The organism is Bacteroides sp. AF29-11, from assembly GCF_003602895.1.
GTDB lineage: Bacteria > Bacteroidota > Bacteroidia > Bacteroidales > Bacteroidaceae > Bacteroides > Bacteroides uniformis.
This window is the reverse complement of sequence record NZ_QTLY01000007.1, coordinates 159,124-182,534: the sequence shown is the minus strand read 5'-3', so window position 1 is coordinate 182,534 and position 23,411 is coordinate 159,124. Positions and strand designations below refer to the sequence as shown.

Sequence of the window (23,411 nt, the reverse complement as noted above, 5' to 3'; positions counted from 1 at the left end):
ACAGCCATGAAAAACGACCTATTGGCCTACCGCCACATCGGCATCAGCGAAAAAGACGAGGAGAAGATGCTCCAAAAAATAGGAGTGAAAAGCCTGGACGAGCTGATTGATAAAACCATTCCTGCCAACATCCGCTTGAAAGAACCGCTGGCTCTGCCCAAGACAATGACAGAGTACGAATTCGGACAACATATTGCAGGGCTGGCTGCCAAAAACAAACTTTACACAACCTATATCGGTATGGGATGGTACAACACCATCACTCCTGCCGTTATCCAACGGAATGTATTCGAGAACCCCGTTTGGTACACTTCCTATACCCCCTATCAGACCGAAGTCTCACAAGGACGCCTGGAAGCCCTGATGAACTTCCAGACTGCCGTATGTGACCTCACCGGCATGCCCCTTGCCAACTGCTCCCTGCTGGACGAAGCGACTGCCGCAGCCGAAGCCGTGACGATGATGTACGCCCTGCGTCCGCGCGACATGCAGAAATCGGGCGCCAACGTGGTGTTTGTAGACGAAGCCGTCTTCCCGCAGACACTGGCAGTAATGACTACCCGCGCCATTCCGCAAGGTATCGAGCTGCGTATAGGAAAATACCATGAAATGGAATTCACGCCGGACATCTTCGCCTGCGTACTGCAATATCCCAACGCCGCCGGCAACGTGGAAGATTATCGCGCCTTCGTGGAAAAAGCCCATGCGGCCAACTGCAAAGTGGCCGTTGCCGCCGACATTCTGAGCCTCGCCCTGCTCACCCCTCCGGGAGAATGGGGAGCTGACATCGTCTTCGGAACTACACAACGGCTCGGTACACCGATGTTCTACGGTGGGCCGTCGGCAGCCTACTTTGCCACCCGCGACGAGTACAAGCGCAATATGCCGGGACGCATCATCGGCTGGTCGAAAGACAAATACGGCAAGCTGTGCTACCGCATGGCGCTGCAAACCCGCGAGCAACATATCAAGCGTGAAAAGGCGACTTCCAACATCTGTACCGCACAGGCACTGCTGGCTACAATGGCAGGATTCTATGCCGTATATCACGGTCCGGAAGGTATCCGCACCATTGCGGAACGCATCCACAGCATTGCCGTATTCCTGGAAAAGAGCATCAACAGACTGGGGTACAAGCAGGTCAATGCACAATATTTCGACACGCTCCGCTTTGCACTGCCCGACACCATTTCGGCACAGCAGATACGTACCATCGCCTTGAGCAAGGAAGTGAACCTGCGTTATTTCAAGAATGGGGACGTAGGTATGAGCATCGATGAGACTACGGACATCACTGCCGTCAACGTACTGCTCTCCATCTTTGCCATTGCCGCCGGAAGGGATTGGGAAAAGACAAGCGACGTACCCATGGCAAGTAGCATCAGCGCGGAGATGAAGCGCCAAAGCGCCTATCTGACACACGAAGTATTCAACAAATACCATACGGAAACGGAGATGATGCGCTACATCAAGCGCCTCGATCGCAAGGACATCTCACTGGCACACTCCATGATTTCCCTCGGCTCGTGCACCATGAAACTGAATGCCGCCGCAGAGATGCTGCCGCTCAGCCGTCCGGAATTCATGAACATGCATCCCCTGGTGCCCGAGGACCAGGCCGAAGGTTACCGCGAACTGATAAGCAACCTCAGTGAAGAGCTGAAGATAATTACCGGCTTTGCCGGTGTCAGCCTGCAACCCAACTCCGGTGCGGCAGGCGAATATGCAGGACTCCGCGTCATCCGCGCCTATCTGGAAAGTATAGGACAAGGGCACCGCAATAAAATACTGATACCTGCATCCGCACACGGCACCAACCCGGCATCTGCCATCCAGGCAGGCTTTACCACCGTGACCTGCGCCTGCGACGCACAAGGCAATGTGGATATGGCCGACCTGCGCGCCAAAGCGGAAGAAAACAAGGCGGACCTCGCCGCCCTAATGATCACCTACCCTTCCACACACGGTATCTTTGAAACGGAAATTGTGGAAATCTGCCACATTATACACGCCTGCGGTGCGCAGGTATATATGGACGGCGCCAATATGAATGCCCAAGTAGGCTTGACGAATCCCGGCTTTATCGGTGCGGATGTCTGCCATTTGAATCTGCACAAAACGTTCGCCTCTCCTCACGGTGGCGGCGGACCGGGTGTAGGCCCCATCTGCGTAGCAGAGCATCTGGTTCCGTTCCTTCCGGGACACAAATTGTTCGGCAATGCCGCCAACCAGGTGTCCGGAGCTCCCTTCGGCAGCGCAGGTATCCTGCCCATCACTTACGGCTACATCCGCATGATGGGAACGGAAGGACTGACACGGGCCACGAAGATAGCTATCCTCAGCGCCAACTATCTGGCAGCCTGCCTCAAGGATACGTACGGCATTGTTTACCGCGGTGCTACCGGCTTCGTGGGACACGAAATGATATTGGAATGCCGCAAGGTGCACGAAGAGACGGGCATCAGTGAAAACGACATCGCCAAACGTCTGATGGACTACGGCTATCATGCCCCCACCCTCTCCTTCCCGGTACACGGCACACTGATGATTGAACCGACGGAGAGCGAAAGCCTTGCCGAACTGGATAACTTCGTGCAGGTGATGCTGACCATCTGGGACGAGATTCAAGAAGTGAAGAACGGCGAAGCCGACAAGACGGACAACGTGCTGGTGAATGCCCCGCATCCCGAATACGAAGTGGTAGCCGACACGTGGAAGCACAGCTATACCCGCCAAAAGGCAGCCTACCCGATAGAAAGCGTGCGCGAAAACAAGTTCTGGGTGAACGTGGCACGTGTAGACAACACGTTGGGAGACCGTAAACTGTTGCCCACATGCTATGGATGCTTCGACTGATGAAAAGAAAGCGTAACGGACTATTTTATAGTAAAAAAGAAGAAACCATCAATTCCATCTCCCATGGCATCGGCATTGCCATGGGAGTAATTGTAAGTACACTATTCCTGATAAAATGCTACCAGGCGCAGAATCTTTGGGCAGCATGCGGCGTATGGCTCTATTTGTTCGGCATGGGCGGTTCATATCTTGCCTCCACACTCTACCACTCCCTGAAACATCATAATCCGTGGAAACGGCGCTTGCGGCATTGGGACCATGCGGCCATCTATTGGCACATTGCAGGCAGTTACTCCCCCATCACGCTCATTGCATTGAGAGAAGACGGCGGCTGGGGATGGGAACTTTTCGGCTTCGTCTGGCTATGCGCCATTATCGGCACTGTTGTCAGCTTCCGCAAGATGGAGGAGCACAGTTACGTGGAAACAGTGTGTTACATCCTGATGGGGCTGTCCGTACTGGTAGTATTCAAGCAGCTTTTCGCCCTCTCCCCCACAGCCTGCTACTGGATTATTGCCGAAGGAGTATGCTACATCACGGGAGCCGCCTTCTACTCCTTGCGCAAGGCACGGTACATGCACTCGGTTTTCCATTTCTTTGTATTGGGCGGTTCAGCCTGCCACATGGTGGCTGTATGGGACATACTGGTGAAGATGCTGTAAGCAAACGACAAGCGCACAACTGCTAAAAGAAGTTAATAAGCATCTCTCCCCCTTGCTTTTCTCCATAACTTACCCTACGTTTGCAGTGTTGTACATCAGTACAACACCAATAAAGTTATGATAACGATAGAGAACACAAGCTACGGTTACAAGTCCAATCCACTTATTTTCAACAATATATCTTTGGAAATAGGAAACGGTATATATGGACTTCTGGGGGAAAACGGTGTAGGCAAAACGACGCTGATGCATCTCATCTGCGGACTACTCTTTCCCAAAAACGGAAAGTGCAGTATAGACGGAAGAAACACGGCGAAGAGACTGCCCGAAGGGTTGAACCGTTACTTCTTCCTGCCCGAAGAGTTGCAGATGTCAACCGAGAGTATCGCCAGCTTCGCTGCACGCCATTCCGTATTCTATCCACATTTCAATCAAGAAGAATTCGAGCTGAACCTGGAAGAACTGAAAATCGACCGGAAACAAAAACTCTCTTCCATCTCCTACGGACAACAGAAGAAGGCAATGCTGGCATACGCCTTTGCCCTGCATACTCCATACATCCTACTCGACGAACCGACAAACGGGCTGGACATCACCTCTCGCCAAGCCTTGAAGCGTATCATCAGCCGCAGCATGGACGATGAAAGCACGCTGCTCATCTCCACCCATCAGGCACACGATTTCGAGAACCTGCTGGACCACCTCATCATCCTTGGCAAAGGCGAAATATTACTGAACCGTTCGCTGGACGAAATCAGTAACCGGCTTCTCTTTGCCCGGACAAGCATTCTGCCGGAAGAAAGCATCTACAGCGAAGAGAATCTATCGGGTTATTTCTCCATCATTCCCAACGAGGACGGAGAAGAGAACACACCGGACATCGAGCTGCTGTATAAAGCGGTGCTGCAACAACCGGAAAAGATACAGAGCATGTTTCAATGAAAATCCATCATACAAACAGAACTATGAACGCAACTTTTAATCTGAAACGCTTCCTGCTACTGGAACAATATAAAAGGAATGAGACCGGCAGGCACCTGCTTTGGTCAGCAGCCGTCGTATCGTTCATCTGCATCCTGTGCATTCTCTACGACATAAACCGCGGTGGAAGTTACTACGGCAAACATACCTCTGCCACCGAATTCTCCCGCTACGTACTATGGTTTATCCTCATGGCCCCCTGCCTGCTGGAAACAAAATTCAGCAAACGCAGCTCCACTCTCGATATACTGCTGCCGGCATCGGCATTCGAGAAGTTCCTGCATGTCTGGATAAAATACCTGCTGCTGCTTCCCCTATTCTGCAGCCTGCTGATAGCCTGCCTCAAAGGTCTGCTGTCCTTAAGCGGCAACGAGTTCCTGCAGTATTTCGCAACGCACATCACGATGTTCCGGATACACAACACCCAGATACTGACCTATGTAATCCTGCATGCTTCCGCCTTCATCGGATACTTCGCCTTCAGCCGGCAAGTCCTGCTGAAAAGTTTCACCATCTTTGTAGGCTCCATTGCCGTCTGCATAGGAATTGTAACTTTTGTGGCCTCCCTCATGCCCGAAGCCAGAGCGGACGGATATTGGATGGATAACATTGCCACATGGCCCCACACCAACTATCCGTTGTCGGCCGGTACACAAGCCATCGTGACTTTCTGCAATTATGCGGCTCCCATCAGTGTGCTGCTCGGTTCATGGGTATCGAGCTACTTCCTGCTCAAAGAAAAACAACTGTAGCCTATGGACTTCAAGACCAACAAGCCGATATACCAGCAAATTGTAGACTTCTGTTTCAGCAAGATTCTCACCCGCGAATGGCGGGCAGAAGAGCGGGTGGTATCCGTGAGGGAGCTCTCCACACAACTGGCAGTGAACTCGCGCACCGTGCTGAAGGCCTATGAATACCTCCAGACGGAGGACATCATCTACCCGGAACGGGGAATGGGGTTCTACCTCTCCAAAGATGCGGTGAAGAAAGTGATGCGAATACAGAAGAAAGAGTTTTTTGACAACCAGCTTGCCGACATGTTCCGCAGCATGGAGCTACTCGGCATCAGTATAGAAGAAATAACAGAACGATATAACAAACTTAAAAAAGACGGTTCATGAAGAGATACGCAAAGACTGCATTATGGATTACCTTCGGACTCCTCTTCGGACTTACGATTGTCAAAGTTTCGACACTGATGTACGAGATTTATTCCTTCATGCATTCCTAACTTTCATCGGACAGACGAGGAAAGTATAAACAACTGATATACAAGCTTCAGCATCTTCCCTTAGCGGGAAGAGTGACTTTTACATCCCTATCCAACAGTAACAGGCTAATACAAACGATTATGAAAACCAAACTTTTTTTACTATTGCTTGCCCTCTCCGTACTCCGTACACAGGCACAGAGCCTCTCCATCAAAGGACGCGTCACGGACGCCTCGCAAGAAGCAGTTATAGCCGCCAATGTGTCATTATGGACCATAGACTCTACTTTGGTGACCGGAGTAACCTCGGATGCACAAGGCAAGTTCGCCCTCCCTAAAATCAAGGCAGGCGACTACCGCCTTTCCATCTCCTTCATCGGCCTCCAAAGTGAAAACATACTGCTGAAACTGAATAAAAGCCTCGACCTGGGCGATGTACAGTTGCAGGAAGATGCCGTGAGCCTCGGTGAAGTGACGGTATCTGCCAGCAATGTGCTGCAACGGGTAGACCGGCAAATCATCCTGCCTTCCGAAAGCCAGCTGAAACGCTCGTTCGGTGCCTACGACCTGCTGAACAATCTCGGCATTGCCCGTCTGCAAGTGGACAATCTGAGCAACAGCATGAGCGTCAGCGGTGGCGGGTCCGTACAAACCCGTATCAACGGCATTAAAGTGACAGACAAGGAGATAGCGGCCGTCAGAGCCAAAGACGTACTGCGTGTGGAGTTCATCGAAGACCCCGGCAAGCAGTACGGAGACGATGAGCTGGGCGCCGTAGTCAACATTATCCTGCGCCGCCGCGAAACGGGCGGTGTCGTGAACTTCCAACTCTCCGATTCGCCCCACACCCTATGGGGAGAGAATTTCCTGAGCGCGAAGTTCAATTACAAGAACTCCGAATGGGGCATCGACTACTTCAACAAGAACGGCAAGTATCACAGCCGCCTCGAATCCCACGAAACCTTCTATCTGGGCGACCGCACCATCGACCGCATCAAGGAAGGCATCGAAGACGAGTCGCCCTCTCTGAGCTTCATCAACAACCTGAATCTGACGTACAATCTGACGAAAGCGGACAAATATGTATTCAATGCCATCTTCCGTAACAACCTCAGCAATGCCCCCTACCAGAATGAACTGAACAAGATGTGGGCAGTGGGCAGCACGGAGTCCATCTATTCATACGTCAACAACCACACATCCAGCTACTCTCCGGCGCTCGACCTTTACTTCCAGCATACCCTGCCCCATCAGCAGAGCATCCAGGTGAATGTAACGGGAACGCTCATCCATACCAAGAACAACCGAAAATACAAGGAGTACAAGGACGAGAACGCACCGCTGGCAGACATCCAGACATTGGTGGACGGTGACAAGCGCTCCGTCATTGGCGAAGCCATTTATGAAAAGAACTTCAAGGAGGTGAAGCTGAGCGGCGGTGCCCGCCACTATCAGATGCGAACGGAGAATGAGTATAAAGGTTCCCATCCCACCACTTCGAAGATGGACCAGTCGCAGACATCCGCTTTCTTCGAGGTGCAGGGCAAGATAAAGGACTTCAGCTATGCGGGCAGTGTAGGAATGACACGTGCCTGGTTCAAGGAAAGTGAGAAAGACCATGCTTACTATACCTTCACGCCCACCGTGCGGTTGAGCTATAATCTGAAGAAGGCGGGATTCCTGCGCTACCGGTTCAACATCAGTCCTGCCATACCGTCGCTCGGCTCGCTGACTGATGTGGAGCAGGCGATGGACACGATACAGATAGTCCGCGGAAACCCGTTGCTGAAAACGTATCAACAGTTCACGAACTCCTTGTCTTACAGCTATTCGAAGAAGCAGTTCAATGCCAATCTGAGCGTACGCCACCAGTATTATGACAATCCCATCATGGAAAGCATCTTCGTGGAGGACGGCAAACTGATACTGAAGGATGAAAACCAGCGGTCGTTCCAAAGCCTGAATACGGAACTGATGGCCGGCATAAATGGCGCTACACTGTTCGGACTGAAAGATTTCCTGACGCTTTATGCTTCGGGAGGATATACGCGCAGTTGGTCGGAAGGCCTGAACTATAGCCATATGTACGATGAATTCTATTACAGCGTGATGGCGCAAGTGCAATATAAAGACTTCTCGCTGCTCGGGCAGTTCCGGAAAGTGCAGAACAATTTCTTCGGCGAAACTATCAAGAAGAACGAAAACCAGACGGCATTCATGGCAATGTACACCCGGCAGAACCTTCAGGCGGGAATCGGTATTATGTTTCCCTTCACCAATAACTATAAAGTGGGAAAAGAAAGAATCAGCAAAGTGGCTCCTTTCCGTTCCGAGACATTCGTCAGGGAGACGGGACAGATGGTCGTGCTGCGCGTGGGTTATACATTCGAGTTCGGACGCAAGCACAAGGCAGGCAACAAGGGGCTGAACAACAGTGATACGGACAGCGGCATCATCAATATGCAGCGATAACCCATTTCCTCTGTGAAGAGGAAGCCCAACGGAGAGTGGCGGAATTATACGTTATTTTGCTTCATGTATGATTAATTACCTGACCGCCACCTCTCCTGCGGGTATCTCTGTTTAGCGGATGATGGTCACCGTACCTTCCTTCACCTTTTTCTCCTTCACCGGAGCATCGGCGGGAGCATATCCCAGGGCTGCGCAGCCATATACCTTATGGCTCTCGGGTACACCCAGCTTTGTCAAGAAAGCGCGGACATCGGGGTCGTCGCAGGTCTGCCCCAACTGGTTAATCCAGCAGGAACCGATGCCGAGGGACTTGGCTGCAAGGAAAATGTTCTCCAAGGCGCAAGCGCAATCCATAGCAGCCCACCATTGGGTAGGCTCGTTGGAGACAATGACCAGCGTGGGGGCATGATAGTAGCAGCAATAAGTCTGGCTATGTCCACGTTCCCGTGTATGAGGGTCGTCACTCTTGGCAAAGGCGCCTTTGATTTTATCATTCAACTCTTTCAGTACTTCCTTATTCTGAATGGCAGTGAAGTGCCACGTCTCCAAATGCATACCGTTGGGGGCATAAGTAGCCGCCTCAAGGATAAGATTCAAATCTTCTGCGGAAACCTGCTGTTCCATATAGGCACGGACGCTACGGCGTGCCTTGATAGTTTGTAATGTCTCGTTCATTTGTTTAATTGAGAATTGATAGTTGATTATTGATAATGCAAATCGGTGCGTATTCAGTAGGGCTGTTTCATCGTTTCACCAGTCCAATCTTCACATTCAGCTTGAAGTACCAGACGCCGTTCTCGCGCTCCAAGAAGCCGTATTTATCTTTCTCTACGGCACCTTTCTCCAAACGCGTATTCTGATAGAGGAAATCTGCAAAGACCTGCGGACGGGATTTGTGGTAGCAAAGTACCTGCCCGCTACCGTCCGTCAGGAAGATGCCTTCGACGGCAGAGTCCGTACCGTTATAAATTTTGGCAGGGCGCATGCCGAGGGCAAGCGCCAGCAAGAACTGCTTCGTCTTGAACTCGTAGAAGCGGTGCTTGTTTATCAACTCGTCCTTTATCTTCAGCGGATTCATCTCCTTGATGCGCTCCGTCAATTCGCTGATGCGGGTGATGCCGTCCAAGTGCATCAAGCGCACCATCTCGGCAAGCATGCGGGGGAAGTGGAGGTCTATCATCAGCAGGTTGCAGCGGAACACGCGGTCGGCAACGTCGGCATACTTCAGCACGCCGCCCAGTCGCTCAATCATCATCATGCGTTCTGCTACTTCCGTAGGAGATTCCGGCAAGGCATTCACCTTGTTCACCGTGGGCACGGCAAACTTGACACCGCTTTGCTCCAGCTTCAGATTTGCCGTACGTCCTCCGTCCAGCAACGGATTCATCGGGGCGAGACGACAACGGACATTGAAGCCCGTCAGAGGTGCTTCGGGATGCCAGAAGGCAACGGAAAAGTCGGTACGGTCTTCCGTCTTGGACTCCAGGTCATATATGTTGGCAGCATCCAAGAAAGCTTCCAGCCCTTCGGACACTTCCACTTCCTCGCCCGAAACATTCTTCAACAGATGCAGAATCAACTCTGCCGCATCACCAAAGTCTTCGCGGGGGAAACGCAGCTCCTCTTTCTCGCCCGGAACAAACGAACCGTCCTTCCCGGTAGTTCCGCTGACAATGCGCACTTCCTGCTCTTCGATATAGTAACGGCGCGTACCGTCATGCTCTTCCCTCTGTATCAAGGCAACGGGCCAGCGCAGGGTTTCGTCTTTTTCAGCTTTCGGTGTGCCCGGTGACACGGCTCCATCCGCCAGCAGGCGAAAGAAGGTGTAGAGCTCGCCCAGTTCTCTTTTTGTTGCACTAAATGCCATAAATTTTCTTTTGTTTAAAGGAGGGAGTCAGCCTTTCATAAGGAGTGATGCCGTTTCCGCAAAGAAAACAGTCTGTTCCTCATAGGAAAACAACTTGTTCCGTTAAAGGAAACAGAGTGTTTCACCATAGCGAACAGTTTGTTTCATTATGAAAGAACAAAGTGTTCCATATAGGCGAAACAGAGTGTTCAAACGCGGTTGAACACTTTGTTCCAAAGTAGGAAACGAACAACTTCCCTATTGAAAGGGGCTCTTATCCCATTTGTTTTATTATTCAAACCTCAATGTTTCTACTTTCTCCAACCGTGCCCGCAACTTCGGCATCATGGACTGGCGGATACGGAGCGTCATGCGGCAGTCCATATCGTACGACTGTTCCTGAATTTCCGGCTCCTCCTCCTTCACCACCCGCATCACATCGTTCATGAAGGGGTATTCGAAGAGGAAAGTCACCGCCTCATCTACCGTCTTTTCAATGATGGTGGCAGCGGCAATGGCTTCGGCAGCGGCAGCCTTATAGGCTACAATCAGTCCGCTCGTACCCAACTTGATACCGCCGAAGTAGCGCACTACGATGACGAGAATATCCGTCAGTTCGTTGGAATTGATTTGTCCCAGAATCGGCTTGCCTGCCGTACCCGATGGTTCGCCGTTGTCGTTGGCACGGAAGTCCTTCCGCTCATGGCCCAGCATGTAGGCATAGCACACGTGGCGGGCGTCGTAGTATTTCTTCTGGTAAGTTTCCAGATGCGCCTTCACCTCCTCTACTGTACGCACCGGCAGGGCAATAGCAATGAACTTGCTGCGCTTTTCAGTGTAAATGCCCTCGGAAGGGGCAACGATGGTTTTATACGTATCTTCGCTCATGCTGCAAAGATAATGCAAAATCAAAAGTGGTAGAAATAAGAAAAGAGATTTTTACGCTGTTATGTCCTTACACCAGTGAATTAGTCATGCACAAAAAAGCCTATGTCTTCGGTAAAAAAGCAAAAGAACAGACAAGTGATAAAAATATTCAAATTGCGAAGTTCACTTGGACTACTAAAATCATTACATGTACGTAGTTCGTCATGTAGCTCTGACAACTTCTCCGCAACTTTTAATCTGCCGGACTTCATCCATTGGAACAAAAAACTCTACTCCATCAAGAAGATAAAAAAGAGTGAAATATCAATAAATATGTGCCAACAGATTCTCATATTTTTCTTGCTCACGCATATCATATGTCAATTCCGATTCACCAGTACTTACAGCAATAATTTTGAGAGTAGCTTTAGTAACTTGCAAGCCACACTTAATTTCCTCCAATATAGTTGTCATAGAAGTGGACATTACTTCCTTATAACCAAACAATCCTTTGATGAAAGCCTTTTGTAAGAGACTAGAACACTTTCGCCATCACAATAACACATATGTCAACATCACTTTTTCCAAATGCTTTTAGAATGTACAAACACTTTGGATGTTGACTGACGTTCTTTGAAAATTCTCTGTAAAACCTCTATCTCTTGGTTATTCAAATTTTATTTTAGCCAAATGTCATTTACAAACTTAGGTAAAATTCTATCATTATCTAATCCTTACAACACTCTTTTTTACATCAATATCATGATCATCTTGAAAAATTTTATAGAGCAAAGCATCAACTATAGCTCTTTCACCTTCTCCTGCTTTAGGTCCTAAAACAACTTGCATTTTTTTCATAGCTTCCCATTTTAACGGTATATAAAAAGATTCTTTTTCAAGAGGTCTATCTATAATAGCTCCTTTTTCATTAACAGACATTCCCCTTATTATGAAACGTGTCTCTTTTTGAAAATCCCAATACTTCTTTTTATGAATCCCTATTTCATTAGTATGAAGCAAAATGTCACCGTTCTTACAAGAAACAGCATATTCTTTATAACATTTAACAGCATCATTATCATCTTTTAAATCATACTCTACATTACAAGGTTCTGTATTATTCATATCACTATTTACTGCTAAATGTCCATCACGATAGAATCTTTCTTTAAGAAAAGAAGTTTTATCATTAATTTTATATACAACAAACATATCCTTGTCAAGCCCGATTCTCACTCCTTTCAAGTCTGTATACATTTTCCATAGAGCAATATTCTCTACTTTATCCTCTGTCCAACACGAAACAAACGAAGATGAATTCAATTTCATGTCGCTATCCCCATAGCCAAACAAACTCTCATCCGGATCATCTACTAAATCCAAGCGATTAAACTTAATAGACTTTGTTGTCAAAATCAACGCAAATGTTGCTAATGATGTATAATGATATAGCATAAATTATTATTTTTATAAACCTATCGACCATTAAACTAATATTACTCACTTTTGAGACAATTCATATGAAAATATACCTATCGAAAACCTTCATAAAAGTATATCTACCGCAAAAATAGATATTTTTCAGTGAAACTATATTATTTTCTACTATTACTCGCTCTTCTTTTTAAGAATTTTACGCACCAAAGAATATAAGTATCGATAGTTTATTTTATCTAACTTTTTTTCCTACGAAAATAGACATGACAAAAACGTCAAATTATCCTCTCTAACATTTAACAAAGGACTTCCAAATCATCTGAAGAAAGTTTCAAACTATTTGAACTAAACATTGTAAGTATTGAAAATAAGCTTTATTTTCGCACTTAAAACAGATATCCGCAACCTAAGAACATGTATCTGCAGGCTGGATCGATCCTCCAGAAAATAGACTACCAGTTATTTAAAATGAAGCCTCAAAAGATAGTGATTGCCATCGATTCCTTCAAAGGATGCCTCACCTCGGCAGAAGCCGGAGAAGCTGCCGCCCAAGGGGTACATGCCGCATGTCCCGAATGCCGGACCATCGTGCTCCCTGTGGCCGACGGTGGAGAAGGCATGCTCGACGTCCTGCTTGCAGCCAGTAACGGAAAACGTATCACCGTCCGTGCCCACGACCCGTTGATGCAACCGTGCGATGCCAGTTACGGCATCTCCGGAGACGGCAATACCGCATTCATAGAGATGGCCGCCATCAGCGGACTGCCTCTGGTTCCTGCCGACAAAAGGAATCCGATGAAAACCACCACCTTCGGAACGGGCGAACTGATACGCGATGCCCTGGAACGGGGATGCCTCCGTTTCGTCATCGGACTTGGAGGGAGCGCCACGAACGATGCCGGTCTGGGAATGCTGCAAGCATTGGGATTCCGTTTCTTCGATAAAGAAGGACACGAAGTGGGAAGCATGAAAAAAGGCATCGCCCTATGCGGTGCCCTTCTATCGGCAATCAGCTCCATTGACAGCTCTTCCGCCCATCCCGCACTGAAAAAGGCATGTTTCACGGCGGCGTGTGATGTACGCAATCCTTTCTTCGGTCCCAATGGAGCAGCCCACATATTCGCTCCCCAAAAAGGAGCAGACGCAGATATGGTAAAGGAACTGGATATTGCCATGCAGCATCTTTCGGACGTCATATTCCACACTACCGGCAAAGACGTATCCTTGCATCCCGGTGCCGGTGCGGCAGGCGGCATGGGCGGCAGTCTCCACGCATTTTTGGATGCACAGTTGAAACCCGGCATAGAGCTTTTTTTGGAAACTCTGGACTTTGCAGAAAAGATTAAGGATGCCGACCTCATCATCACTGGAGAAGGGAAATCGGACCGGCAGACTCTTATGGGGAAAGTACCTTCAGGCATCTTGCAGGAAGCAAGAAGGCAACATATTCCCGTCATCCTGCTGGCAGGAGCGATAGAGGATGCCGGGATACTGAATGCAGCCGGATTCCGGGGCGTATTCTCCATTACCCCCTCTCCCGTCTCTTTGGAGCAGGCCATGCAGCCTGAATTTGCTCAAGAAAATATCCGAAGGACAGTGGAGCAAATTTGCCGGATTTTCTTTTAACTCCCTCTAACTCCTTTAACATACCGATAGCACCAGATACCAACTACATCGGCAATCAGCCAGCCGATGGGGATAGACCACCAGATGCCTGTCACCCCAATCTCAGGTATCGAAGCAAACCAGTAAGAAAGAACTACACGGGTGCCCAGCGACAGCACGGTCAGCACAACAGACATGCCCGGCATACGGATGGCCCGGTAGTATCCGTACAGCAAAAACAAGATGCCGATGCCACAGTAGAAAGCACCTTCGATGCGTAGGTACGCCACTCCCACCGCAATAATCTCCGTCTCGTCCGGACGGACAAAGATAAGCATCAGTGGCTCGGCAAACACGAAAACCAGCACGGACACGAGGAGTGAGAAAACAACCGCTGTGACAAACGCACTGCGAACACCCCGGTGGATACGGTCGTAACGTCCGGCCCCGAAGTTCTGTGCAATAAAGGTGGAAAAGGCGTTCCCAAATTCCTGCACGGGCATATAGGCGAAAGAGTCTATCTTCACTGCTGCCGCAAAAGCTGCCATTACCGCTGTTCCAAAGCTGTTGACAAGTCCCTGTATCATCAGGATTCCCAGATTCATCACCGACTGTTGGACGCAAGTCAGTGTAGAGAAGGAAGCTATTTCCTTCAAGCAAGTACGGTCAAAACACATATCTTCATGATGCCATCGCAGTTCCGGACGCCTTCTGTAAGTATAAATGATGATGCCCAGAGCAGCTACTCCTTGAGCGAGGACAGTGGCCGCAGCCGCACCCTGAATCCCCCAATCCAGTTGTAGGATAAAAAACAAGTCGAGCGCTATATTCAGAACGACAGAAACTGCCAGAAACCAAAGCGGAGTGACAGAATCCCCTACTGCACGCAGCAGAGATGCGTAGAAGTTATAGATAAAGGTGAAAACTATACCGCAGAAGATTATCCACAAGTAGCTGCGCATCATGCCGTATATGTCTTGCGGGACCTGCAACAGCCGGAGAATAGGGTCGAGCCAGATAAAAACGGCTACATTCAGTATCAATGTCACGATACCTATCAGTACAAACGAACTGAATATGCTACGACGCAGTGCTACATGGTTTCCGGCACCATAATGTAAAGAGAACACAGTGCCACTGCCCATCGCCAGTCCCAGCAAAACGGATATAAGGAAAACCATCAATGTGTATGCCGAACCGACCGCCGCCAACGCCCCTGCACCAATGCATTGGCCTACAATGAGCGTATCTGCAATGTTGTAGCATTGCTGCAAAAAAGACCCTACCATCATGGGTAGGGTAAAATGTAATAAAGTACCGGTTATGCCTCCTTGAGTGAGGTCTCCTTTCCGTAGCATCCTGCTTTTGTTTTTAAGAGTTTCATTTCCGGGTACAAAGATACAAAACCCTCCAACAAATCATCTGGACTCGACGAAGAAAGAGGCATGTAATAAAAAAAGCAGAGGGTTAACCTCTGCTCTCCATACTGTTTTTGTCAGGATTCAGAATCTTTACGACCTGACGAACATCTCTCTTGTCTGCATTACCGTAAAGGCCAATCTGTTGTCCGGGTACTGTTCCCTTTTCATGTTCTGCCTGGGACAATGCTACTTTCGGGTCAATATGCCCTGCTTTCTTATCTATATTCATACCTATTGAGTTTTTCTAAATTCTTATATGAGAACAAGATAAAAAAGCAAATTGTTCAGCAGTGTCACGAGATATTTAGTAATTCCACTTCAAATATCAGTGTGGAATACGCCGGAATGGGTCCACTGGTACGTGTACCGTATCCCATGGTGTAAGGGATATATACAATCCAACGACTTCCGGGATGCATTCGTAGCAAGGCAATCTGCCAGCCCTCAATCACTTCATTCAGACGAAAAGCCTCCGGACAATTCCGTTTCCACGAATTATCGAACTCACGCCCATTGATAAGAGTGCCTTTATAATGCACAGATACTACACTGTTGAGACGTGGTGTCAGACCGTCTCTGCCTTCCTCCAATACCCGATAAAGTATGCCGCAAGGTAATTCCTTGATTCCTTCTGCCGTACGCAATTGCTCCAGAAACTGTTCGTTCTGCAATTTATATTCTTCTTTTCTACTCATATTGACTTTTTCAATACTTTACAATAATTTGTGCACTGCTTTCTTGCAGTTCCGCATATCCTTTTCCGTCAGCTCAGGATGCTTCTTAGTACCTCCCCTCTCAATGGTTTTCACAATCTTGAAACCACTCCATTTCAGAATCTCCCTGAAAGCTTTCACCACACCGTGCGTCTGATTATAGAGAATATTGAAAGGATAAGGGGTAGTACAAGTGCTTACCACAATCGCTTTCTTGCCCTTATGAAGCGGAAGGGGCATTCCCCAGGAGTTCTCCCCCATCATACCGTAAACCATACGGTCGAAAAGCACTTTCACTTCTCCCGGCATGTTTCCCCAATAGCAAGGGGCACCGATTATCACTGCATCGGCTTCTTTCATAGACTGCAACACTCTCTGTGCCCCATCCTCGGGCAGACAACACTTCAATGAACTGCGACACTTCATGCAACCGATGCAGGGATGTACCTGCAACTGTGGAACGTCTATATAAACTGTTCCAACTCCGCAGCCTTCAAGTTCCTGCTTCATCAGCTCCAACATTTTCGACATGTTGCCATGACGACGAGGACTACCGTTAAGAATCAATACCTTCATTGCATACTCTTAATTTTTCAGCAAAGGTCGGCATTTTCTACATAATAACCTTACTTCTTGTTCAGTTTTAGTTCTGTAATAAAAGCCACTATCAGTCCGATTCCACCAACACCCAGCACACAAGCCCCATAAATAAGGGAAACAGTCTCCCTATACATCCAGTCTCTGTCCGCAGTAAAGTAATTGGGAATCGTCGCATAGCAGATAAGATAACCCAGCAATAACCCAAGTCCCATACCAGCCAACAGACATCCTATTTTCAGGGCAGAGAACGAAAAGCTACTTCCACGTAATTTAGGCGTATCCATCTGAGGGAGTAGTCCCCGCTCGTCCATCTTCTCAATCAGCATGATTCTTTCCTTCTTACAAACAAACAGCTCAAACAATTTGTAAACTCCTAAAGTAATGATTGTCATCACCGCAGGCACCATAATAAAATCCATCATATTCGTTTCAATTTAAATTAGTAATTTCGTTTCTTTGTACCCTTTAGACGCGGCAGTTTACATGAGGTTACACTTTTCCGGAAAAATATTTTTTCTTCCGAAAATCTGTAACCAACCAAACAAACTTGCGTCTAACAGACAAAATGAAAGACGACGAGAGACATATCATCCAGCGCATCTTGAGGGGAGAGACTGCTCTTTACGAGCATTTTCTCAACACATACGGCCAGCAGGTATTCATCCTGGTGGCCCGTATCGTCTCCAACCAGGAAGATGCCGAAGAACTGACCCAAGATGTCTTCCTGAAAGCCTTCCAGCATCTCTCGTCTTTCAAGGGCACCAGTTCTTTTTCGACGTGGATTTATTCGATTGCATATAATACGGCCATCTCGAATGCACGGAAAAAGAAATTTGATACCTTTGTCATGGATGATACACTGCTTGCCAACATATCCGATACACAAGTAGATGAAGCCTTAAATGATGAAGGGGAAGAGCAAATTGCCAAATTGAACAGAGCCATGGAGCAACTCGATTCCGAGGAACAGGCACTGATAAGCCTGTTCTATTATGAAGAAAAAACATTGAATGAGGTCGCTCTCATCCTGGGACTGACGGAAAGCAACGCAAAAGTGAAGCTACACCGTATACGTAAAAAGATTTATGTGTTGATGAAACAAGAAAAAGTATGAACGAAGAACTAAAAGATAGAGGATTGAAAAAGGCGGTAAGAGAACAGACTACTTTCCGCCTGCCGTCCAATTTTACCTACCGCACCATGCAGAAGGTAGAAGAAGCCATACGTCTGCGCGAGAAGAAATCAGAAAGAAGAATTCTGCTTGCAACTATTGCCGCTGCTATCTTCTTGATAGGTGTCAGTGGGACAGGATTGGTTCTGTACTTCGGAGACAGCATCCGGGAAGCCTTTACGCCCACCACCCTCCCACAGTCAGAAAGTATCCAGATTCCTTGCTTTTATCTCCTACTGATTCTGACCATTCCGCTTTTCATCCTGTTTGACCGGTGGATGAGAAAACTGTATTTCAAACATCACACTCCTAAGCTTCCAGAGTTCTGAACGAAAAACGGGGATGTCTTTTATTGGAAGACATCCCCGTTTCAGTTTATATCAATTCATTTAGTCTAGTTTATGAATCACCAGTCCCGAACGCAACTTCGGCTCAAACCAAGTTGTCTTGGGAGGCATGATGTTGCCCGTATCGGCGATGTCCATCAGCTGCTTCATGGAAACGGGATAGAGGGCCAATGCCACTTTCATCTCACCACTGTCCACCCGCTTCTTCAACTCTCCCAGACCACGGATGCCGCCTACAAAGTCAATACGCTTGTCGGAACGGAGGTCTTTGATGCCGAGCACTTCATCCAGTATCAGATTGGAGGAGATGGTTACATCCAGTACTCCAATGGGGTCGTTATCATTATAAGTACCCGGTTTGGCAGTAAGGCTGTACCACTTTCCGTTCAAATAGAGGGAGAAGTTATGCAGTTCGGACGGCTTATAGATGTCCTCACCTTTCTCCTCCACGATAAAATTCTTGCCCACAGCAGCCAGAAACTCTTCGGGAGTCATGCCGTTCAAGTCCTTCACCACCCGGTTATAGTCAATAATAGTCAACTGGTTGGCAGGGAAGCACACAGCCATGAAGTAGTTGTACTCTTCGTCACCACGGTGATTGGGGTTTTGCTTGGCTTTCTCCGCACCCACCAAAGCGGCAGCGGCGCTGCGATGATGCCCATCGGCAATGTAGAGGGCGGGCATTTGGGCAAACTCTTGGGTAATGGCATCAATGTCCTCCTGCTTGTCTATAATCCAGAAGGTATGGCCGAAACCGTCACCCGGAGCGATAAAGTCGTATACCGGTTTCCCCGCTGTATAACGGGAAATGACGGCATCCAGTGCAGCGTTATCGGGATAGGCAAAGAATACGGGCTCAATGTTGGCATTGTTCACGCGGACATGCTTCATACGGTCCTCCTCTTTATCACGACGAGTCAACTCGTGCTTCTTGATAACGCCGTTCATATAATCGGGAACATAGGCACCGACAACAAGACCGTACTGTGTCTTGCCGTTCATGGTCTGGGCATAGACGTAATAGTTTTCTTTATCGTCCTGCACCAGCCAGCCTTTCTCCTGGAACATACGGAAGTTCTCTGCAGCTTTCTGATAAACACGTTCGTCATGCTCATCCGTACCGACGGGAAAATCTATTTCCGGCTTGATAATATGATATAGGGATTTTTCATTACCTTCCGCTTCTGCACGTGCTTCTGCAGAATTCAATACGTCGTAAGGACGGGACGCTACTTGTTCCACCAAATCCTGAGGGGGACGAATCCCTTTAAAGGGTTTAATTATAGCCATAAGAGAGTGTTTTATATGGATTATTGAGGTTTCTTTTTCACGAAATATCTTACCAGATAAATTGCACTACCTAATATCAGTACAATAGATACGCCCTCGCAAAAACCGAGGGCGAAATCTGACAATTCATTTCTGAATATACTACTTAATGAAAATATACCAGCACCTATTGCTAAATAAAGAACTGAACATTTATAGGTAGTCTTACTATTCATCTCATTTCCTGTTTACGCGGAACTTCTCGCAACCGTCTTTCAGGAAGCCTACAATCTGCTTGGCAGCGGCAATACCTGCGTTGATATTGGCTTCGGCAGTCTGGGCACCCATCTTTTTCGGTGTAGAGAAATAACGTCCGGCAAACTTGGCTGCAAATGTTTCATTGGCAGCAGGCATAATGTCGGTCATGTATTTCAAGTCGGTACGCTCTTCCATCAGCTGGATAAGCTCGGCTTCATTGATGACTTCCTTACGGGCTGTGTTCACCAGCAGTCCACCTTTCGGCATCTTGTTCACCAATGCATAATTGATGGAATTCTTCGTTTCGGCAGTTGCAGGAATATGCAGGGAAACGACATCGCAAGTAGAGTAAAGCTCTTCAGCAGAACCCACAGCCTTCACTCCATCCTTCTCGATTACTTCTTTCGGGCAGAAAGCGTCGAACGCATAAATCTCCATACCGAAGCCTTTGGCAATACGGGCTACGTTGCGACCCACGTTACCATAAGCGTGGATACCCAGTTTCTTGCCCATCAGTTCCGTACCGGAAGTACCGTTATACATATTACGGACAGCCATCACCATCAAGCCGAAAGCCAACTCGGCCACAGCATTGGAGTTCTGTCCCGGAGTATTCATTACACATACATTGTGGGCAGTAGCTGCTTCCAGGTCCACATTGTCATAACCGGCACCGGCACGCACCACAATCTTCAGTTCCTTGGCGGCATCCAGCACTTCAGCATCAATGATGTCACTGCGGATAATGATAGCGTTGGCATCTTTCACAGCCTCCAGCAGCTTGGCTTTTTCGCCATATTTCTCCAGCAACACGAGTTCGTAACCTGCTGCTTCTATTTCTCTACGGATACCGTCTACTGCCACTTTGGCAAACGGTTTGTCTGTTGCAACTAATACTTTCATAATTTCATGATATTAAAAAGACTCACCACAGATGACACAGATTATCACAGAGTTTAATCATAAAAACAATCTGTGCAAATCTGTGTAATCTGTGGTGAAAAACAATATTATTAATGAAGTTTCTCAAATTCCTGCATGCAGTCAATCAAAGCCTGCACACTTTCCTTCGGCATGGCATTGTAGCAGGATGCACGGAATCCACCTACAGAACGGTGTCCCTTGATACCTACCATACCTCTTTCGGTAGCGAACTTCAAGAAGTCAGCTTCCAATTCCTTGTATTCGGGAGCCATCACAAAGCAGATGTTCATGCGTGAACGGTCTTCTTTGGCAGCCGTACCTACAAACATTTTGTTACGGTCAATTTCGGCATACAGCATATCGGCCTTTTCGATGGCACGGCGTTCCATTTCCTTCACGCCACCCTCTGCCTTAATCCAGCGCAATGTCTGCAGGGCTGCATAGATGGGGACAACGGGAGGAGTATTGAACATAGAGCCGCTGTCCACATGCGTCTGATAATTCAGCATGGTCGGGATATAGCGGGATACCTTACCCAGCGCGTCATTCTTCACGATGACGAATGTAACACCGGAAGGAGCCAGATTCTTCTGCGCACCACCATAGATACAGATATATTTGGATACGTCGATGGGACGGGAGAAAATATCAGAAGACATATCGGCCACCATCGGAACGTTTACATCCAAATCCTCTTTCAGTTCCGTACCGTAGATTGTATTGTTGGTAGTGATGTGGAAATAGTCTGCATCAGCAGGCACTGTATAGTCCTTCGGAATATAAGTATAAGTAGATTCAGCGGAAGAAGCGACTTCAACTACTTCACCGAATGCCTTAGCTTCTTTCATGGCTTTCTTGGCCCATACACCCGTATTCAGGTAAGCAGCTTTCTTTTCAAGGAAGTTGAAGGGTACCATGCAGAATTCCAAACTGGCACCACCGCCCAAGAACAGTACCGAATATCCTTCGGGGATATTGAGCAATTCTTTGAATAATGCCACAGCTTCGTCCACAACGGGTTGGAAGTCTTTGGCACGGTGGCTGATTTCCATCAGTGAGAGGCCTGAGCCATTGAAATCAAGAATAGCTTGTGCCGTATTCTCAATCACCTCACGAGGAAGGATAGAAGGTCCTGCATTGAAATTATGCTTTTTCATTTGAAGTTTGTTTTGGTTATACAATTTCGTTCATTAATGTCTTTCGACTTTGCGAAATTACGGAAATATTTCTTCAAAACAAACCTTTCCTGATGAAATTCTATTTTTAGGCCGCATTTAGCTTACTTTTTAATGGTTTATACAAGATATATACACCATTTTGTTATCCTTACTTATCAAGGATAATACTTTTAGAGAAACTAAAAGCAAGGCGGTTTCATTACTTCATATTCAAAAGAATAAGCGCAAATAAAATGAATATTTATAAGATAAATCACTTTGCTTCCTCGATAACAGTTTTCATTCCCTTGATTTTTTCACCGCGTACCAGCGTCAGCAATTGTTTCATTTTACTGCGGCGCACGGCTACAAAGGCATAGTGTTCCTTTACGTCCACCTGCCCGACATCTTCACGCGCCATTCCTCCTTTTTTATACAAGAAGCCGACAATATCTATCTTGTTCAACTTATCCTTTTTCCCTTTACCTATATATAAGGTAGCCCATCGGGGCTTGGCCGGTTTGGGAAGCGTCTCCGGAAACTCGTACGTTTCGATGTCTTCAGAAATGTACTCGGGTACCCGCTCCTCGGCATGCAGGACAAGATATGCATTTCCCGATGCCTCCCAACGGGCAGTACGTCCATTACGGTGCGTATAGGCTTCCTCGTTTACGGGAGGATGGTAATGCACCACATTCTCAATACCCGGAATATCCAGTCCGCGGGCGGCAAGGTCTGTGGATATCAGTACAGCGCAACTGCCGTTGCGGAACTTGTAAAGCGCACGTTCGCGGTCGGGCTGCTCCATACCTCCATGAAACATGTCGCAAGGGAACTTCCTGGCTTTCAGGTACCCGGCAACACGCTCCACGCTTTCACGATAATTGCAGAATACCAAGGTGGAATGACAACCGAGGGTACAAAGCAGGTTATAGAGGGTTTCCAGTTTGTCCTTCTCCGGAGAAACAACCTTGTGCAGCCGCAGACGCGGAGCAAGAGCTTCCGGAGTAAGAAAATCAAGCTTCATGAGCCGGGAGCCGGAAGACGGGGAATCACCTCCTACTCCGGCAAATTGCGGTATTTCCTCTGCATCGGTGGCCGAAAGAAGCACACGCTTTTTCAGTGAAGGAAGCTGCCCGATAACCTCCGCCATCTCGTCATGGAAGCCGAACTCAAGACACTTGTCGAATTCATCTATCACCAGAGTGACGACAGTGGCGGCATTGAAATTCCCTTTCCTCAAATGGTCGTTCATACGTCCCGGAGTACCGATAATGACGGCGGGATGAATGCCTTTCATTGTCCGGTGTTCTTCCATGGCAGGGCGTCCACCATAACAGCTCATAGCCTTGAAGGGAGTTCCCATGGACCTGAACACAGTTTCTATCTGCAAGGCCAGTTCGCGTGAAGGTACCAGTACAAGAGCCTGCACACCTTGTATCTCCGCTTTCAAGGTCTGTACCAGCGGAAGGAGAAAAGCCAGTGTCTTACCCGAACCGGTGGGCGAAAGAAGCACTAAATCTTTGGCTGATTGATAAGCTTCCGTAGCAGCCTCCTGCATCGGAGTGAGTTCCTGTATCTTCAAATTATGAAGTATATCCGAAAGTTCCAT

General features: G+C 47.9%; 22 protein-coding genes. 9 read left to right on the top strand and 13 right to left on the bottom strand.

Annotation, left to right across the window (positions count from 1 at the left end; all coding sequences use genetic code 11):
* Positions 1-6: 6 nt before the first annotated feature.
* From gcvP to DWZ03_RS13225, 6 genes are all read left to right on the top strand, one after another.
* A complete protein-coding gene (gene gcvP, locus DWZ03_RS13250) occupies positions 7-2,856 on the top strand; it encodes an aminomethyl-transferring glycine dehydrogenase (protein ID WP_120130258.1) in 2,850 nt (949 codons plus the stop codon).
* Positions 2,835-3,518: a PAQR family membrane homeostasis protein TrhA gene (gene trhA, locus DWZ03_RS13245; RefSeq protein ID WP_005836334.1), complete on the top strand. Its 684-nt coding sequence runs from the start codon at positions 2,835-2,837 to the stop codon at positions 3,516-3,518. The genes gcvP and trhA overlap by 22 nt, the downstream gene beginning before the upstream one ends.
* A gap of 117 nt (positions 3,519-3,635) precedes the next feature.
* Positions 3,636-4,460 (top strand): ABC transporter ATP-binding protein, encoded by an 825-nt coding sequence (locus DWZ03_RS13240; protein ID WP_120130257.1) that lies wholly within the window; start codon positions 3,636-3,638, stop codon positions 4,458-4,460.
* Positions 4,457-5,251, top strand: coding sequence for a hypothetical protein (locus DWZ03_RS13235; protein ID WP_120130256.1), 795 nt, complete (start codon positions 4,457-4,459; stop codon positions 5,249-5,251). Before DWZ03_RS13240 ends, DWZ03_RS13235 begins: the two co-directional genes overlap by 4 nt.
* A gap of 3 nt (positions 5,252-5,254) precedes the next feature.
* A complete protein-coding gene (locus DWZ03_RS13230) occupies positions 5,255-5,623 on the top strand; it encodes a GntR family transcriptional regulator (RefSeq protein ID WP_009036896.1) in 369 nt (122 codons plus the stop codon).
* Between the two features lie 230 nt (positions 5,624-5,853).
* Positions 5,854-8,184, top strand: coding sequence for a TonB-dependent receptor (locus DWZ03_RS13225; protein ID WP_120130255.1), 2,331 nt, complete (start codon positions 5,854-5,856; stop codon positions 8,182-8,184).
* 111 nt (positions 8,185-8,295) lie between these two features.
* Here the strand turns inward: DWZ03_RS13225 and DWZ03_RS13220 are convergent, their stop codons facing one another.
* The 4 genes from DWZ03_RS13220 to DWZ03_RS13200 form a co-directional block, all read right to left on the bottom strand.
* A complete protein-coding gene (locus tag DWZ03_RS13220; protein ID WP_009036894.1) occupies positions 8,296-8,859 on the bottom strand; it encodes a nitroreductase family protein in 564 nt (187 codons plus the stop codon).
* A 67-nt stretch (positions 8,860-8,926) separates the two neighbouring features.
* Entirely contained in the window at positions 8,927-10,051 is a 1,125-nt protein-coding gene (locus DWZ03_RS13215; protein WP_120130254.1) for an HpaII family restriction endonuclease, read from the bottom strand.
* A 270-nt stretch (positions 10,052-10,321) separates the two neighbouring features.
* Positions 10,322-10,918, bottom strand: coding sequence for an IMPACT family protein (locus DWZ03_RS13210; RefSeq protein WP_035457915.1), 597 nt, complete (start codon positions 10,916-10,918; stop codon positions 10,322-10,324).
* A gap of 702 nt (positions 10,919-11,620) precedes the next feature.
* Complete coding sequence (locus tag DWZ03_RS13200) at positions 11,621-12,352, bottom strand: hypothetical protein (protein WP_120130253.1); 732 nt, start codon at positions 12,350-12,352, stop codon at positions 11,621-11,623.
* 450 nt (positions 12,353-12,802) lie between these two features.
* Between DWZ03_RS13200 and DWZ03_RS13195 the strand changes: the two genes are divergently transcribed.
* A complete protein-coding gene (locus DWZ03_RS13195) occupies positions 12,803-13,960 on the top strand; it encodes a glycerate kinase (RefSeq protein ID WP_120130289.1) in 1,158 nt (385 codons plus the stop codon).
* Here DWZ03_RS13195 and DWZ03_RS13190 read toward each other — a convergent pair.
* The 5 genes from DWZ03_RS13190 to DWZ03_RS13170 all read right to left on the bottom strand — a co-directional run bounded on the left by DWZ03_RS13190 (position 13,957) and on the right by DWZ03_RS13170 (position 17,095).
* Complete coding sequence (locus DWZ03_RS13190) at positions 13,957-15,297, bottom strand: MATE family efflux transporter (RefSeq protein ID WP_120130252.1); 1,341 nt, start codon at positions 15,295-15,297, stop codon at positions 13,957-13,959. The two genes, DWZ03_RS13195 and DWZ03_RS13190, sit on opposite strands and share 4 nt — an antisense overlap.
* A gap of 109 nt (positions 15,298-15,406) precedes the next feature.
* A complete protein-coding gene (locus DWZ03_RS13185; RefSeq protein WP_005828120.1) occupies positions 15,407-15,589 on the bottom strand; it encodes a hypothetical protein in 183 nt (60 codons plus the stop codon).
* 64 nt (positions 15,590-15,653) lie between these two features.
* Complete coding sequence (locus DWZ03_RS13180) at positions 15,654-16,055, bottom strand: FKBP-type peptidyl-prolyl cis-trans isomerase (protein WP_022401504.1); 402 nt, start codon at positions 16,053-16,055, stop codon at positions 15,654-15,656.
* A gap of 18 nt (positions 16,056-16,073) precedes the next feature.
* Positions 16,074-16,649, bottom strand: a complete 576-nt coding sequence (locus DWZ03_RS13175; protein ID WP_005828115.1) for a flavodoxin family protein — start codon at positions 16,647-16,649, stop codon at positions 16,074-16,076.
* 50 nt (positions 16,650-16,699) lie between these two features.
* Complete coding sequence (locus tag DWZ03_RS13170; protein WP_016273511.1) at positions 16,700-17,095, bottom strand: DUF6249 domain-containing protein; 396 nt, start codon at positions 17,093-17,095, stop codon at positions 16,700-16,702.
* A gap of 143 nt (positions 17,096-17,238) precedes the next feature.
* On the opposite strand from DWZ03_RS13170, the gene DWZ03_RS13165 reads away from it, so the two are divergent.
* Positions 17,239-17,787 (top strand): RNA polymerase sigma factor, encoded by a 549-nt coding sequence (locus DWZ03_RS13165; RefSeq protein ID WP_057097949.1) that lies wholly within the window; start codon positions 17,239-17,241, stop codon positions 17,785-17,787.
* Positions 17,784-18,173 carry a hypothetical protein gene (locus DWZ03_RS13160; protein ID WP_016273509.1) on the top strand — a complete coding sequence of 130 codons (390 nt, stop codon included), beginning with the start codon at positions 17,784-17,786 and terminating at the stop codon, positions 18,171-18,173. The genes DWZ03_RS13165 and DWZ03_RS13160 overlap by 4 nt, the downstream gene beginning before the upstream one ends.
* Positions 18,174-18,233: 60 nt before the next feature.
* Here DWZ03_RS13160 and DWZ03_RS13155 read toward each other — a convergent pair whose 3' ends face one another.
* The 4 genes from DWZ03_RS13155 to DWZ03_RS13135 all read right to left on the bottom strand — a co-directional run bounded on the left by DWZ03_RS13155 (position 18,234) and on the right by DWZ03_RS13135 (position 23,411).
* Positions 18,234-19,481 (bottom strand): DUF1015 domain-containing protein, encoded by a 1,248-nt coding sequence (locus tag DWZ03_RS13155; protein ID WP_035448199.1) that lies wholly within the window; start codon positions 19,479-19,481, stop codon positions 18,234-18,236.
* A 216-nt stretch (positions 19,482-19,697) separates the two neighbouring features.
* A complete protein-coding gene (locus DWZ03_RS13145; RefSeq protein WP_057097950.1) occupies positions 19,698-20,621 on the bottom strand; it encodes an NAD(P)-dependent oxidoreductase in 924 nt (307 codons plus the stop codon).
* 110 nt (positions 20,622-20,731) lie between these two features.
* On the bottom strand, positions 20,732-21,799 hold the full coding sequence (serC, locus tag DWZ03_RS13140) for a 3-phosphoserine/phosphohydroxythreonine transaminase (protein WP_005828105.1): 1,068 nt from the start codon (positions 21,797-21,799) through the stop codon (positions 20,732-20,734).
* Positions 21,800-22,073: 274 nt separating this feature from the next.
* Positions 22,074-23,411: a DEAD/DEAH box helicase gene (locus DWZ03_RS13135; RefSeq protein ID WP_120130251.1), complete on the bottom strand. Its 1,338-nt coding sequence runs from the start codon at positions 23,409-23,411 to the stop codon at positions 22,074-22,076.